Raw genomic sequence first — 13824 nt, 5'->3', positions numbered from 1 at the left:
AAGAGAATCTAAATAGTATTCATATGATGAATTAACTAGCTATAGAATTATAAACCTATCTTATTTTATGCTATACTAAAGGAAATTTCTATTTAGTGGGCTTTTTAGGATAGGGGAAACAAGATGGATATTCACGCTTTTAAAGAATGGTTTACCATTGAAAATATGATGAATTTAATCGATCAATATCGTTCCTTTGGACCTTTACCGGGGATTTTATTACTTATATTAGAAGCCTTTTTACCGTTTCTACCATTAGTAATCATCGTATTGGCAAATGCTAATGCTTTTGGACTATGGTATGGTTTTTTAATTTCCTGGGCGGGTGCTAGTGGCGGTGCTATTTTAGTTTTTTTAGTTATCCGTAGATTTGGTAATACGCGTATACTCTCTTTTCTACGTAAAAATCGTCAAGTGAAAAAAATTACCCATTGGCTTGAGGCTCATGGATTTAGTCCTATATTTTTACTCTTATGTTTTCCATTTACACCTTCAGCGGTTGTGAATATTGTTGCGGGTCTATCAAAAATTAATATTTTTCAATATATCCTAGCGGTTGTTGCCGGAAAAATGGTAATGATCTTTATCGTCAGTTTCGTTGGATATGATTTGGTCTCTCTCATCAAGAACCCTTTAAAAACAGTAGGTGTCTTTCTAATAATTTTAGTCCTTTGGTTTATTGGAAAACGAATCGAGGCAAGACTAGCGAAAAAAATGGAAAAAAAAGAACAAAGAGGGTAAGTAACTATACATAGCATATTTATTGAAGGGCTCCTTTGATCTGAACCCAAAAAGTTAGACACGAATTTTAAGCAGCTTCCTTGGCATGAGTACGGTATTGAATCGGACTCATGCCTTTTAATTTTGCCTTAATTCGTTTGTGATTGTAATAGTGAATATACTTCTCTAATTCTTCTTTGAAATGCGCCATACTGTTAAATTCTTCAAGATAAAGCAGTTCACTCTTTAATAAGCCGAAAAAATTCTCTATCACCGCGTTATCTAAACAATTCCCTTTACGAGACATGCTTTGTGTAATTCTATGTTCTTTTAATGCATGTTGATACTTCTTCATCTGATAATGCCAGCCCTGATCAGAGTGAAGAATAGGGGTATCGCAATCTTCTAATCTCTTAAAAGCCTTGTCCAACATCTTTGAAACAAGTGCGTAAACTGGGCGTTTTTCAACATTATATGCAATAATTTCTCCGTTATAAAGGTCAAGGACTGGTGACAAATATAGCTTTTCCCCATGTAAATGAAATTCCGTTACATCGGTTACCCACTTCTCATTTGGCTTTGTTGCTTGAAAATCACGTTCTAAAATATTTGGGGAGATTTTTCCTACTTTTCCACGGTATGAACGATACTTTTTCATGCGGACAAGACATTTTAACCCCATCTCATTCATTAAGCGGTGCACCGTTTTATGGTTTAGTTTTATACCACGATTACGCAATTCTAAGGTGATACGACGATAGCCATATCGACCTTGGTGTTCATCAAAAATCTGTTGGATCACTTCTTTCACTTCTTTATATTTATCTGGTTTATTCATTTGGTTTACCCAGTAATAATACGTACTGCGAGGAATTTCAGCCACTTTTACTAAATCTTTCACTTTAAATTCCTGCCTTAGTTCATAAATTACTTTCGCTTTGTCTTGTACTGTAATCTTTCCTTTTCTTGAACTAAGGCATTCAACTTTTTTAAATAGGCGTTCTCCATACGTAAACGTTCAATTTCAGCGAGTAGTGCTTCTGGTGATCCTTCTACTGGTTGAGTTTTCTTTGATTCCTTTTTCATGGATGGACGCCCCTTCTTTTTCGGTTGTAGAGCGTCTATCCCTTGTGTTTCAAATAAACGTTTCCAATTCCACACAGTGCCAGAGTCAGGAATGTTAAAGACTGTGGTGGTTTCATTAATGGACGCTCCCATTTCATTTATATAATGAATTACGTCCATTTTAAACTCAACCGAATAATTTGTATATGTTTCCCGAAAAGCTTCCAATCCATGTTGTCGATACTTCGCTACCCATTTTTTTAACATCGTTGTACTGACATTATGGCGTTTTGCTGTATCTTTGAAAGATTCCACACCTTTAAGGTAGTCTTGAATAGCATTTAATTTAATTTCCAGTGAATATTTCGTCATAAAAAAACTGCACCTCCAATTGTTAGTTGTGTCTAACAATTGGGGGGCAGTTCACTTAGGGAGTCCTTTTTATTTTAATTGGAGTAAATGATGGAGGACATAGGAAAAAACACTAGGTTTGTCGAATACAAATATTTGTAAACATTCAAGCTCTTTTCTTAAACATTGTTTCTATTTAAGTAAGACTTTAACAAATTTCTATTCATTTCACTAAGAAAAAACTTCATAAGAATTGCTGAATCTTTTAGTGGGTATAAAAGCCGGTAGTTGGGCTTTTACAAAAGCAACAAGCTATAAGAAAACAGTCTAAATTCATGATTTACGGGTTGAAATTTTTTTGGATAAAGGGGGACTTTACATGAGATTAAAAGATAAAGTAGCAATTATAACTGGGGCAGCCAATGGAATTGGATTTGCGGCAGCTAAACGTTTTGCCGAAGAAGGAGCAAAGGTAGTAATTGCAGATTTCAATGAAGCAGAAGGTGTTATGAGGCAGACAGAGTTAAATGAAGAAGGCTATAATGTTATATTTGTTCAGGTTGATGTATCTAATAAAGATAGTGTGGGGATGATGGTAGAACAAGTAGTAAGTACATTTGGGACAGTCGATATTCTTATTAATAATGCAGGGATTACTAGAGATGCGATGCTAACAAAAATGAAGCAAGAAGATTTTCAACAAGTTCTTGATGTAAATTTAACAGGAGTCTTTAACTGTACACAAGCTGTAGCGCCGTTCATGATTGATCAGGGGCAGGGAAAAATAGTGAGTACATCCTCTGTTAGCGGTGTCTATGGGAATGTTGGGCAAACCAATTATGCAGCAGCAAAGGCAGCTATTATTGGAATGACTAAAACATGGGCAAAGGAATTAGGAAGAAAAGGAATTAATGTAAATGCTGTGGCACCCGGCTTTACAGAAACGAATATGGTGGCTACAGTACCTGAGAAAGTAGTTGAAGCAATGAAAGCTTCTATTCCAATGCAAAGATTAGGAAAACCCGAAGACATCGCCAATGCTTATTTATTTTTAGCCTCGAATGAATCGGACTACGTAAATGGTATAGTCCTCCATGTAGATGGCGGGATTATGATGTAAAAAACAAAAGGATGACTGAATGGGACCAATTCCACGGTCCCATTTTTAGTTTAAATTCAATAAAAGGATGTTTTGTATAGTTCTGTTGCTTTTGTAAAAGCCCTACTGACTGAGAAAAGAAGACTAATAAAAGAAGTGTTTGATGAAAATACAAACAAAGAGGGTAAGTAATCGCCTAAAATAGTATTAATAGATTATTTTTTATATAGCTGAAAGTCTTTTCTTTTTATAAAATACATATATAGATTTGCACCCTATTTAATGGAGGAAAAACGATGAATAATCATGAAATTGATTACAAAATTTATGGCGATGATATGCAGTTTGTAGAAGTAGAGCTAGATCCTCAAGAAACTGTAGTTGCTGAAGCAGGAAGTTTAATGATGATGGAAGATAATATTCATATGGAAACTATCTTTGGGGACGGCTCTTCTGGTGGTAGTGGATTTATGGGTAAGCTTTTTAGTGCTGGAAAAAGAATGTTGACTGGTGAAAGTCTATTTATGACAACCTTTACTAATGAAGGAATGGAGAAAAAACATGTGTCCTTTGCTTCACCCTATCCAGGCAAAATTATCCCAATGGATTTAAGTGAATTAGGAGGAAAAATCATCTGTCAAAAGGATGCATTTTTAGCAGCAGCAAAGGGTGTTTCAGTAGGGATCGAATTCCAACGTAAAATTGGAACTGGCTTCTTTGGTGGAGAAGGATTTATTATGCAAAAACTTGAAGGTGATGGATTAGCGTTTGTTCACGCAGGAGGAACGATACATAGAAAAGATTTAGCACCTGGGGAGACACTTCGTGTGGATACGGGATGCTTAGTAGCAATGACTCAAGAAGTCGATTATAGTATCGAGTTTGTTAAAGGGGTAAAAACAGCATTATTTGGAGGAGAAGGGTTGTTTTTTGCAACATTGAGGGGGCCAGGTTCCGTATGGGTACAATCACTGCCATTTAGTCGACTTGCTAGTAGAGTATTTGCTGCAATGCCTGCAGCGGGCGGTTCAAAAGATGAAGGAAGTATTGCAAAAGGTTTATTCAATCTTTTTGATGGGGATTGAGGTTATAGTAGTGTAAGATGAAGGTCAATGGTTTATATCATTGACCTTTTTCAATTTAATCGTTAACCAAATTTTTTCATCCGTAGTAATGTAGAAATTATATTATAATAGAAGTATATGAAGGTAGGGAGGAGATGAAATTATGTCTGTTCGTTTTGTCATTGGTCGTTCAGGTTCAGGAAAAACAAAGTTGATAACGGATGAAATACGCACAAAATTAAAGCAAGACCCAAATGGCACACCCATTATTTACTTAGTACCAGATCAAATGACTTTTTTATCTGAATATAGCTTTATCAAGACCCCAGGGCTAGCTGGAATGATACGTGCACAAGTATTCAGTTTTACCCGCCTTGCCTGGAGAATATTACAAGAGACGGGCGGCATCAGTCGTTTACATATTACAACTGAAGGCTTAAATATGCTCATTCGAAAAATTATTGAAGATAAAAAGGATGAATTTAAATTATTTGGACAAGCTGCAGATAAAACTGGATTCGTCCACCACGTCGAAAAAATGATTACGGAATTTAAACGTTATTGTATTCAGCCTGATGAGATTGAACTGAAACTAAAAGAATTAGAGAATCGCAACGATGAGAAAGTACTATCGGATAAGCTTCATGATTTAACATTGATTTATCGGGATTTTGAGGAACAATTAGTAAATAAATATATAGATTCGGAAGACTATTTGAAATTACTTGCTACATCTATTCAAGCTTCTTCTTATCTACAAGCAGCGGAAATATATATTGATGGGTTTCATAGTTTTACCCCACAAGAATATATGGTCATTCAGCAATTGATGAAAACCTGTAAGCGAGTTTCGATTGCTCTAACATTGGATCAGCCTTTTAAAGAAGCTCCACCCGATGACCTTCACTTATTTCGGATGCCGGGTGAGACCTATAATATATTATTTACAATGGCTAAAGAAAATGGAATCAACATTGAGGAAACATTCCAATTAAGTAATTCCATTCGATTTGCACATGACAGTTTAGATTCATTAGAAGAGCATTTCGATCAAATCCCTGTCCATGCCTATCGTGGTTTACCACAAATTGAATTAAATCAAGCAGGGAACAGAAGAGCAGAGGTTGAAGCGGTTGCCCGTGAGATTCGTACACTTATAATGGATCACGGATATCGTTATGCAGATATTGCAATTCTGGTGAGAAATGGAAATGACTATCAAGAAATAGTAGAAACATGTTTCTTTGATTACGAGATTCCGTACTATATTGATCAAAAGCGATCAATGCTTCATCACCCATTAATTGAGTTTATACGTTCAACCTTTGAAATTATTAATAATTATTGGCGATATGAACCTGTATTTCGTGCAGTGAAAACGGAACTACTCTTTCCTTTACAAATGGAAAATGGAAGATTACGAGAAAGAATGGATCAGCTAGAAAATTATGTCTTAGCTTATGGGATACAAGGCTCTAAATGGACGAGCAAAGAACGTTGGGGCTATCGAAGATTTCGTGGATTAGAAAATATGTCTGTTCCTCAAACAGATAAAGAAAAAGAAATAGAGTCTGACATTAATGAGCTTCGGTCTATGATTACTGGACCAATAAACCGTTTGGCTCGTCGATTGAATAAAGCGGAAGTAGGATTTGAATACTGTGAAAGTCTTTTTTTATTTTTAGAAGAATTAGACATTCCAGCAAAGCTTGAGAATCTGAGAAATAAAGCGGAAGACCGAGGGGATCTAGTTTCTGCAAGAGAACATGATCAGGCATGGAATGCTGTCATGGAATTACTCGATCAATTTGTTGAAATTCTAGGTGAGGAGAAACTATCATTAAAAAAATTTGCGACAATATTAGATGCTGGTATTGAAGCAATGAAATTCTCCATCGTTCCACCAGCAATAGATCAAGTCATTATTGCTAATCTTGAATTATCGCGATTGTCAGATGTTAAAGCAGTATTTGTCATTGGTTTAAATGATGGAATTCTTCCTGCGAAAATTAATGAAGAGGGTGTATTAGCAGACTCTGATCGCGAGAAGCTGCTGGATAGCGGGATAAAGATAGCACCAAGCAGCAGAATGAAATTATTAGATGAAGAATTTATTGCTTATAAGGCATTGACTACTCCATCTGAGAAACTATATCTATCCTATCCAATTGCAAACGAAGAAGGGAAAGCACTGTTAGCTTCTCCATATATTAAAAGAATAAAAGAGATGTTTCCTAATCTAGTAGAGAAGCTGACTGTGAATGATCCATCTGAGCTAATGGATGAAGAACAACTGGATTATATTTCACATCCGAATCGTGCAATTGGGTATTTAACGAACCAGCTCCAATTAAAAATGAGAAAGTATCCAATGGCTGATTTTTGGTGGGATGTTTATCATTACTATATCGAAAATCCGTTTGAGAAGCAGCGTGCATTGCATGTTATTTCAAGCCTTTTTTATCAAAATCAGGCAAAGCAATTATCAGACGAAATTAGTCAAGATTTATATGGAGACACAATATTAGCAAGTGTTTCTAGAATGGAGTTATTCCATGCATGTCCTTTCTCCCATTTTGCCACTCATGGTTTAAAGCTCCAGGAACGAGAAATATTTAAGCTTGAAGCGCCAAATATTGGTGACTTATTCCATGGTGCACTAAAATGGATTGCAGAAGAACTTCAGAAAAAAGGAATATCTTGGGCAAACCTAACTCAGGAACAATGTGGTCATTTAGCGAAAGAGGCAGTCGCCTTTTTAGCTCCAATGCTGCAACATCAAATATTATTAAGTTCTAATCGTCATCACTATATTAAAAGAAAGCTAGAGCAAGTTATAGGAAGGGCGTCTCAAATATTAAGTGAACATGCAAAAGTTAGTGGCTTTGCACCTATAGGGCTCGAATTAGGCTTCGGACCGAAAGCATTCTTACCACCATTAACCTTTACACTGAAAAACGGCACTAAAATGGAGCTGCAAGGTAGGATTGATCGTGTAGATAAAGCACAGGACAATCATGGAGTGTATTTACGTGTGATTGACTATAAATCTAGTGCGAGGGAATTAGATTTAACAGAAGTATATTATGGTTTGGCACTACAAATGTTAACTTATTTGGATATAGTAGTGACCCATTCACAGAACTTAATTGGTACAAAGGGCGTGCCCGCAGGCGTTTTATATTTTCATTTACACAATCCTATTGTTAAAAGTAATCGAATTTTAACACTGGATGAAATAGATGAAGAAATCTTTAAAAGTTTTAAAATGAAAGGTCTACTTGTAGACGACGCGAATGTAATTAAACTAATGGATCAGACATTAGAAAGTGGAAAATCAAAAATTGTATCAGCGGAAATTAAAAAAGACGGTACATTATCTTCACGTTCACAGGTAGCTAGTGAAGAAGATTTTAAACTTATGAGTCAGTATGTAAGAAGGCTTTATAAGAAATCGGGAAATGACATTTCATCAGGCATGGTAGATATTGCGCCGTATAAATTCAAAAAGCGAACGCCTTGTGAGTACTGTGCTTTTAAATCAGTTTGTCAGTTTGATCAATCACTGGAAAGTAATGATTATCGAGTATTAAATTCTAGAAACAAAGAAGATGTCTTAGCAAGAATGAGAGAGGAGGTTATCACGAATGAAAACAGCCATACCATCTAAGCCTCAAGAAGCAACTTGGACTGATGATCAATGGAAAGCAATTATGGCAAAGGATCAAGATATTTTAGTCGCTGCGGCAGCAGGTTCTGGAAAGACGGCCGTTTTAGTAGAAAGAATCATAAAAAAAATAGTTGCGATGGAAAATCCGATTGATGTGGATGAAATATTAGTTGTTACTTTTACGAATGCTTCTGCTGCTGAAATGAGGCATAGAATTGGTGCTGCACTAGAGAAAGCGATTAGTGAACAGCCACATTCGACTCGATTAAGACGGCAATTAACCCTTTTAAATAAAGCTTCTATCTCAACTTTGCATTCTTTTTGTTTAGAGGTCATAAGAAAATATTATTATTTAATTGATATTGACCCTAGTTTTCGCTTGGCTGATTCAACAGAGGCAGACCTTTTAAGGGATGAAGTGCTAGATGAGTTATTTGAGGATGAATACGGCAAGGAGAATAATGATTCATTTTTTAGATTGGTCGATACATTTACCAATGATCGAAGTGATGCAGGCTTACAGGACTTAATTCAAAAGCTATATGAATTTTCTAGATCTCATCCTAATCCGAACAGCTGGTTAGATGAAATTATTGATTTGTACAGGGTAGATGAGTCAACTACGATAGACGACCTTCCATTTATAGATGTGCTGCTTTTTGATATTAAACTAACATTACAAGGTGCAAAGGAAATGTTAGAGGAGGCACTAAATCTTAGCAAAGTACCTGGTGGACCGGCTCCTAGAGCAGAGAATTATTTAGATGATATAGCAATCGTTGATCGATTACTGCAAGCAAGTGAAGGTTCCTGGCAGGATCTATATCAGGAGATGAATGCTTGGGCATTTACTCGTGCGAAAAGCTGTCGGGGAGATGAATTTGATAAAGATCTTGTTAAAAATGCAGATGATTTAAGGAAGTCAGCTAAGACAACTTTAGAAAAACTGAAAGATGAGCTTTTTCAAAGAAAACCAGAATCATTTCTAAAAGATATAGGTGAAATGAAGGATACGATTGTAACATTAATAGAATTGACTAAAACATTTTCCATACGATTTAATCAGATGAAAATGGAAAAAGGAATAGTGGATTTTTCTGATCTAGAGCATTTTTGTTTAGCAATCCTTGCTGATGACTCTTCAGTAAGTGGAGAAATACAACCGTCTGTTGCTGCTAACAATTATCGTAGACAATTTAAAGAGGTCCTTGTGGATGAATATCAGGATACAAATATGGTTCAAGAGACCATTTTAAAACTTGTAACAGCAGATGGGGAGTATGATGGGAATCTGTTTATGGTTGGTGATGTAAAGCAATCGATCTATCGTTTTCGTTTGGCAGAACCAAATCTTTTCTTAAATAAATATCATCGATTTCGTTCAGACGGCGACGGAACTGGATTACGTATTGATTTATCACAAAATTTCCGTAGTAGATTTGAAGTGCTAGCAGGAACAAATTATATCTTTAAACAAATCATGGGTACAAATGTTGGTGAGATTGAGTATGATAAGCAAGCAGAACTAGTAAAAGGTGCTGCTTATCCTGAAGAGGAGAACTATCCTATTGAGTTCGTTATGATTAATCAGGAAGACGCTAGTGATGAAAGTGACGAAACTGAAATGGATCAGGAGCATGATGAGTTCGATAAAGCGGATTTAGAACAATCACAATTAGAAGCTCGGTATATGGCAAGAAGGATAAAGCGATTAATTAAGGAGAAAGTACCAATCTTTAATCCGAAAACAGGAGCGTATCGTCCGATCCAATATAGTGATATTGTCATTTTATTGCGGTCCATGCCTTGGGCACCTGAAATAATGGAACAATTTAAGCATGAAGGAATACCTATTTATGCAAATCTTTCTACCGGTTATTTCGATGCAACAGAGATTGCCATAATGCTTTCTTTATTAAAAATTATTGATAATCCGCATCAAGATATTCCAATAGCCTCTGTATTGAGGTCACCTATTTTGGGATTAGATGAAGAGGAGTTATCAATGATTCGAATTGAATCGAAGAGCGGAACATTTTATGAAGCAGTGAAAAATTTTATATTGTCCACACCAACAATTGAAAATGGTGAACTCCACGAAAAACTTAGCCGTTTTATAGAAAAATTAAATGAGTGGAGAAGTATGGCGCGAACTGGTTCCCTATCAGAATTAATTTGGCAAGTATATCGTGATACACATTTTTATGATTTTGTCGGAGGATTACCTGGAGGGAAACAGCGTCAAGCAAATCTACGTGCATTTTATGATCGGGCACGACAATACGAAGCAACTTCCTTTCGGGGATTATTCCGTTTTTTACGATTCATTGAAAAAATGCAGGATCGAGGAGATGACTTAGGTACTGCCAGGGCACTTAGTGAACAAGAAGATGTTGTAAAGCTTATGACAATCCATTCGAGTAAAGGTTTAGAATTCCCGGTTGTATTCATTGCTGGATTATCAAAAAAGTTCAATATGATGGATATTCATCACTCTTATCTATTTGATAAGGAATTTGGTTTTGCTACAAAATATGTAAATCCAGAAAAAAGAATCACTTATCCATCTTTGCCGCAATTAGCCTTAAAACGCAAGAAAAAGCTAGAAACTATTTCTGAGGAAATGCGTGTTTTATATGTCGCCTTAACACGGGCGAAGGAAAAGCTAATTTTAGTAGGTTCGGTAAAAAATACAGAGAAAACAATAAAAAAATGGAGTAAATCTTTAGAGCATCAAGACTGGCTATTAAAAGATAGCATGCGAGCTAAAGCTACTTCCTATTTAGATTGGATTGGGCCAGCACTCATTCGGCATAAACATTGTGATTCAATCATACCTGATGAACTAAAAGTAAAGCCGGTATTGATCGAAGAGATTACTGATCACCCCTCTCATTGGAAAATCGAGCTAGTCGAAAAAAATAGTCTCATAGAGCATGCCGATCAAACCATTGAAATGACTGATGATTGGATGGACAAGGTGAAGGCGGGAAAACCGATAGCGATACAATCTGAACACAAAATAGACATATTTCAACGCCTTATGTATCAATATCCGTATCAAGCTTCAACAATCAAGCGCTCAAAACAATCTGTTTCCGAGCTGAAACGTGTGTATGAAATGCGTGATGAGGCTGCTAGTATTGATCTTATTCATAATAGTAGTATGAAGCCAATTTTTAATCGACCACGGTTTATGAGACAAAAGTCAATTTCACCTGCAGAACGAGGTACTGCGATGCATTTGGTGATGCAGCATCTATCATTGGAACAAGCCCCAACGATAGAAACCATTGAACAACTGCTTGTACATTTAGAAGCAAAGGAATTATTGACTTCGGAACAAATTGCAGTCATTGATTCGGCACAAATTCTATCGCTTTTTTCAACAGATATTGGACAAAAGATGTTAACAGCAAAAAGAGTTCAAAGAGAAGTCCCATTTAGTATGGCCGTCTCTGCAAAGGAATTGTACGGAAATGAACGATTAGATAGCGACATGATTTTAATCCAAGGGATTATTGACTGTATGATCGAAGTCGATGAGGGTATCATCCTTCTAGACTATAAAACAGATGGAATATATGATCGCTATAAAGGAGGATTTGAAGAGGCAAAGTCGATATTAGAAAAAAGATATCGAACTCAAATTGACTTATATGAACAAGCTATTGCACAAATCATACAAAAAGATGTATTAGGTAAATATCTATATTTCTTTGATGGTGGTCATCTATTAAAAATGTAGGAACAGGAGTAAACTGTTCCTATTTTTTTATTTAATTATTTCCAGCAATAGGCTGATCGATTAGATTTGCATCAAAGGTTGTATTCAAACTAAATCCATTATTAACCATAAATAAAGCTCCTGTATTTACTGCCCCAGAGCCATTTGTAGTTTTCGCACTGGTTTTTGGGGATATAATCGCTGTATCTCCGAAATGTACGACACCATTACCTTCAACATTAATAATTTGTGTAGCCCCAACTAAGGCAGGCATGGTCAACATCCTTTTCTAAAGAAGTATTTTTATAGGCTCTTAAAAACTTTCTTGGTTTCTTCGTATAGATTTATAGCTTATCGTAATTAACTATTGAAGAACTATACATATTACCGCTGTACACTCTCTGAAGGTTTTCTAGATTTTTCTTCTAACTGTCGAGTATGATGAACCCTTGATTCCAGATAGACCTTTTTTGTACTACCAATATGGAAAATAGCACTTGTAGATAAACCGATTATTCTCACATAGGAAACATGAATATTTGGATTGGCATTATATCGATTAAAACGGAGTGTTTCAGAAATTGGTGGGATCGGAATAGGCTCCTTGAAATTTGCGAAATTTTCATAATCTGCTTCATATCCATAATAAATTTGTTTTTCCCTTTGGACCGCAAATACTCTATTATATGCATTTAGAAAGGTAGAGTCTCCAATATGGACATTAGATGCATAGAAGATATCATTTATTCTTACATCATCTACAAAAGAATTTCTTTGCGCCATATTCATATTATTAATCAGGAACAAATGGAGTAAACGGTCCAATAATTAGAGATTCCGCCGGTGTATCAAAGGTTGCTGCTTGCTGAATGGTTTCTGCATCACCAATAAGGAAAAGTGAGGAACTCGCTATCCCGATTACACGTATGTTACCTACATTAATTTCTCGATTGACTACATTAAGCTCCATTCTGCTCATCTCCGTTCATATTATTTGGTAATTTCGAAATAAACATATATACTGCTTGATCAATGTCTGCTTTCAATCTTGCAAATACTTGGTTTAATAACTCCTCTTGGGTCACATTTCCATGATTTTCCCCCGCAAGAATGTTAATGAAATAATCAACCCGCTGTGGAAGTTGTTTTTGAAGATCCTCTATGATAAAATCTCGATATTTCGTATCCAATCGATAGCCTAATTGTTGTTCGGTATCATGGATTACTGAGTTGACATCTTTACTAATGTATTGCCCTAATCGATCTAAAAGGTTCTGTTTAAAAGCAGGATTCGTAATAAAATTCGGTTGCATTTGGGGAGTAGGAATTTCCATATCCTCGATATTATTTAAATCCGCGGGATTTATCCCGATATTTAATGTACCATCGAGTTTTTCGATTTTTAGTTGATCAAATTTATATTCTAAACGCTCCACATTGATTGGAGGCTTATCCTTAAGCGCATCAATTTCCTTCGATAATTTGTTAATCATTTTTTCAAATTGGGATAGTTTTTTTTGTTGATATTGAATATATTGATATAATTTTTGAATATGTCCATTATAATCAATCATAAATAAACCTCCCTTTTTGTTGTTGATTGTGTATCATATGATGATCAACGTTGATTAATCATTTCTAAAAGGAACGACAATTGGCGGGAATTCTTCAGCCCCTTGCGCAGTTCCAATTACTGGTGCGGGTTCAGTAAAGCATCCAGTATCATACAAATAGGAAGCTGGCTTTATGATTCCGGCCGTACCAATCTGGAATACAGAGGAATTAGAAATCCCCCCGATTTTAATCATCCTTATTTGAATCGTTTGTTGAATATAAACCTTCATATAATCACACCTATTACAAATTAAAATTATTTCCCTGATCAATTCCATCATTATCGAAAGTATTTGTTGCAGATTGATGATTTCTAATGGTTAAAGTCTCTCCCGTATTAAAAGATCCCGCTCCTGCAAAGGTTTTTGCTGTTGATATGGGAGTCAATTGAAAAACATCACCGATATGAAAAACACCGCTCGAACCAATATTCATGATTTGAACGGCACCAACAAAGCCTGGCATAACCGTTCACATCCTTTTTACCAAAATTCCCAAATGAGGAATCACATCT

At 35.8% G+C, this 13824-nt stretch carries 12 protein-coding genes; 5 read left to right on the top strand and 7 right to left on the bottom strand.

What is annotated here, in order from left to right; all coding sequences use genetic code 11:
• Positions 1-123 precede the first annotated feature (123 nt).
• Entirely contained in the window at positions 124-741 is a 618-nt protein-coding gene (locus tag NST63_RS17845) for a TVP38/TMEM64 family protein (RefSeq protein ID WP_058004770.1), read from the top strand.
• Positions 742-808: 67 nt separating this feature from the next.
• Here the strand turns inward: NST63_RS17845 and NST63_RS17840 are convergent.
• A protein-coding gene (locus tag NST63_RS17840) for an IS3 family transposase (protein ID WP_341043155.1) occupies positions 809-2157 on the bottom strand; the annotation gives its coding sequence in 2 pieces (ribosomal slippage) (positions 809-1713 and positions 1713-2157; 1350 coding nt in all).
• Positions 2158-2515: 358 nt separating this feature from the next.
• Here NST63_RS17840 and fabG point away from each other — a divergent pair.
• From fabG to addA, 4 genes are all read left to right on the top strand, one after another.
• Complete coding sequence (gene fabG / locus NST63_RS17835; protein ID WP_212942454.1) at positions 2516-3256, top strand: 3-oxoacyl-ACP reductase FabG; 741 nt, start codon at positions 2516-2518, stop codon at positions 3254-3256.
• 275 nt (positions 3257-3531) lie between these two features.
• Entirely contained in the window at positions 3532-4320 is a 789-nt protein-coding gene (locus tag NST63_RS17830) for a TIGR00266 family protein (RefSeq protein ID WP_278892727.1), read from the top strand.
• A 142-nt stretch (positions 4321-4462) separates the two neighbouring features.
• A complete protein-coding gene (gene addB / locus NST63_RS17825) occupies positions 4463-7969 on the top strand; it encodes a helicase-exonuclease AddAB subunit AddB (RefSeq protein ID WP_341043153.1) in 3507 nt (1168 codons plus the stop codon).
• On the top strand, positions 7947-11717 hold the full coding sequence (gene addA / locus NST63_RS17820) for a helicase-exonuclease AddAB subunit AddA (protein ID WP_341043152.1): 3771 nt from the start codon (positions 7947-7949) through the stop codon (positions 11715-11717). The genes addB and addA overlap by 23 nt, the downstream gene beginning before the upstream one ends.
• A gap of 31 nt (positions 11718-11748) precedes the next feature.
• Here the strand turns inward: addA and NST63_RS17815 are convergent, their stop codons facing one another.
• The 6 genes from NST63_RS17815 to NST63_RS17790 all read right to left on the bottom strand — a co-directional run bounded on the left by NST63_RS17815 (position 11749) and on the right by NST63_RS17790 (position 13775).
• On the bottom strand, positions 11749-11970 hold the full coding sequence (locus NST63_RS17815) for a spore germination protein (RefSeq protein ID WP_058004775.1): 222 nt from the start codon (positions 11968-11970) through the stop codon (positions 11749-11751).
• Positions 11971-12080: 110 nt separating this feature from the next.
• The gene (locus NST63_RS17810; protein ID WP_341043151.1) at positions 12081-12521 is read right to left on the bottom strand and encodes a spore germination protein GerPE; all 441 of its coding nucleotides are present in this window, start codon (positions 12519-12521) and stop codon (positions 12081-12083) included.
• The gene (locus tag NST63_RS17805; protein WP_058004776.1) at positions 12490-12666 is read right to left on the bottom strand and encodes a hypothetical protein; all 177 of its coding nucleotides are present in this window, start codon (positions 12664-12666) and stop codon (positions 12490-12492) included. Before NST63_RS17805 ends, NST63_RS17810 begins: the two co-directional genes overlap by 32 nt.
• Complete coding sequence (gene gerPC / locus NST63_RS17800; protein WP_212942447.1) at positions 12656-13270, bottom strand: spore germination protein GerPC; 615 nt, start codon at positions 13268-13270, stop codon at positions 12656-12658. The genes NST63_RS17805 and gerPC overlap by 11 nt, the downstream gene beginning before the upstream one ends.
• 54 nt (positions 13271-13324) lie before the next feature.
• The gene (locus tag NST63_RS17795) at positions 13325-13540 is read right to left on the bottom strand and encodes a spore germination protein GerPB (protein WP_058004778.1); all 216 of its coding nucleotides are present in this window, start codon (positions 13538-13540) and stop codon (positions 13325-13327) included.
• A 13-nt stretch (positions 13541-13553) separates the two neighbouring features.
• Positions 13554-13775 carry a spore germination protein gene (locus NST63_RS17790; protein WP_058004779.1) on the bottom strand — a complete coding sequence of 74 codons (222 nt, stop codon included), beginning with the start codon at positions 13773-13775 and terminating at the stop codon, positions 13554-13556.
• Positions 13776-13824 lie beyond the last annotated feature (49 nt).

It is taken from the genome of Heyndrickxia sp. FSL W8-0496 (genome assembly GCF_038007825.1).
In the GTDB taxonomy this organism is placed as follows: Bacteria; Bacillota; Bacilli; order Bacillales; family Bacillaceae_C; genus Heyndrickxia; species Heyndrickxia oleronia.
Note: the sequence above shows the minus strand (reverse complement) of the source record. Positions and strands in the feature narration are given on the sequence as shown.

Coding starts and splice junctions, on each gene's coding strand:
- gerPC (WP_212942447.1), bottom strand. CDS start 13,270: ATGATTGATTATAATGGACATATTCAAAAATTATATCAATATATTCAA.
- addA (WP_341043152.1), top strand. CDS start 7,947: ATGAAAACAGCCATACCATCTAAGCCTCAAGAAGCAACTTGGACTGAT.
- addB (WP_341043153.1), top strand. CDS start 4,463: ATGTCTGTTCGTTTTGTCATTGGTCGTTCAGGTTCAGGAAAAACAAAG.
- NST63_RS17790 (WP_058004779.1), bottom strand. CDS start 13,775: ATGCCAGGCTTTGTTGGTGCCGTTCAAATCATGAATATTGGTTCGAGC.
- NST63_RS17795 (WP_058004778.1), bottom strand. CDS start 13,540: ATGAAGGTTTATATTCAACAAACGATTCAAATAAGGATGATTAAAATC.
- NST63_RS17830 (WP_278892727.1), top strand. CDS start 3,532: ATGAATAATCATGAAATTGATTACAAAATTTATGGCGATGATATGCAG.
- fabG (WP_212942454.1), top strand. CDS start 2,516: ATGAGATTAAAAGATAAAGTAGCAATTATAACTGGGGCAGCCAATGGA.
- NST63_RS17845 (WP_058004770.1), top strand. CDS start 124: ATGGATATTCACGCTTTTAAAGAATGGTTTACCATTGAAAATATGATG.
- NST63_RS17805 (WP_058004776.1), bottom strand. CDS start 12,666: ATGGAGCTTAATGTAGTCAATCGAGAAATTAATGTAGGTAACATACGT.
- NST63_RS17815 (WP_058004775.1), bottom strand. CDS start 11,970: ATGCCTGCCTTAGTTGGGGCTACACAAATTATTAATGTTGAAGGTAAT.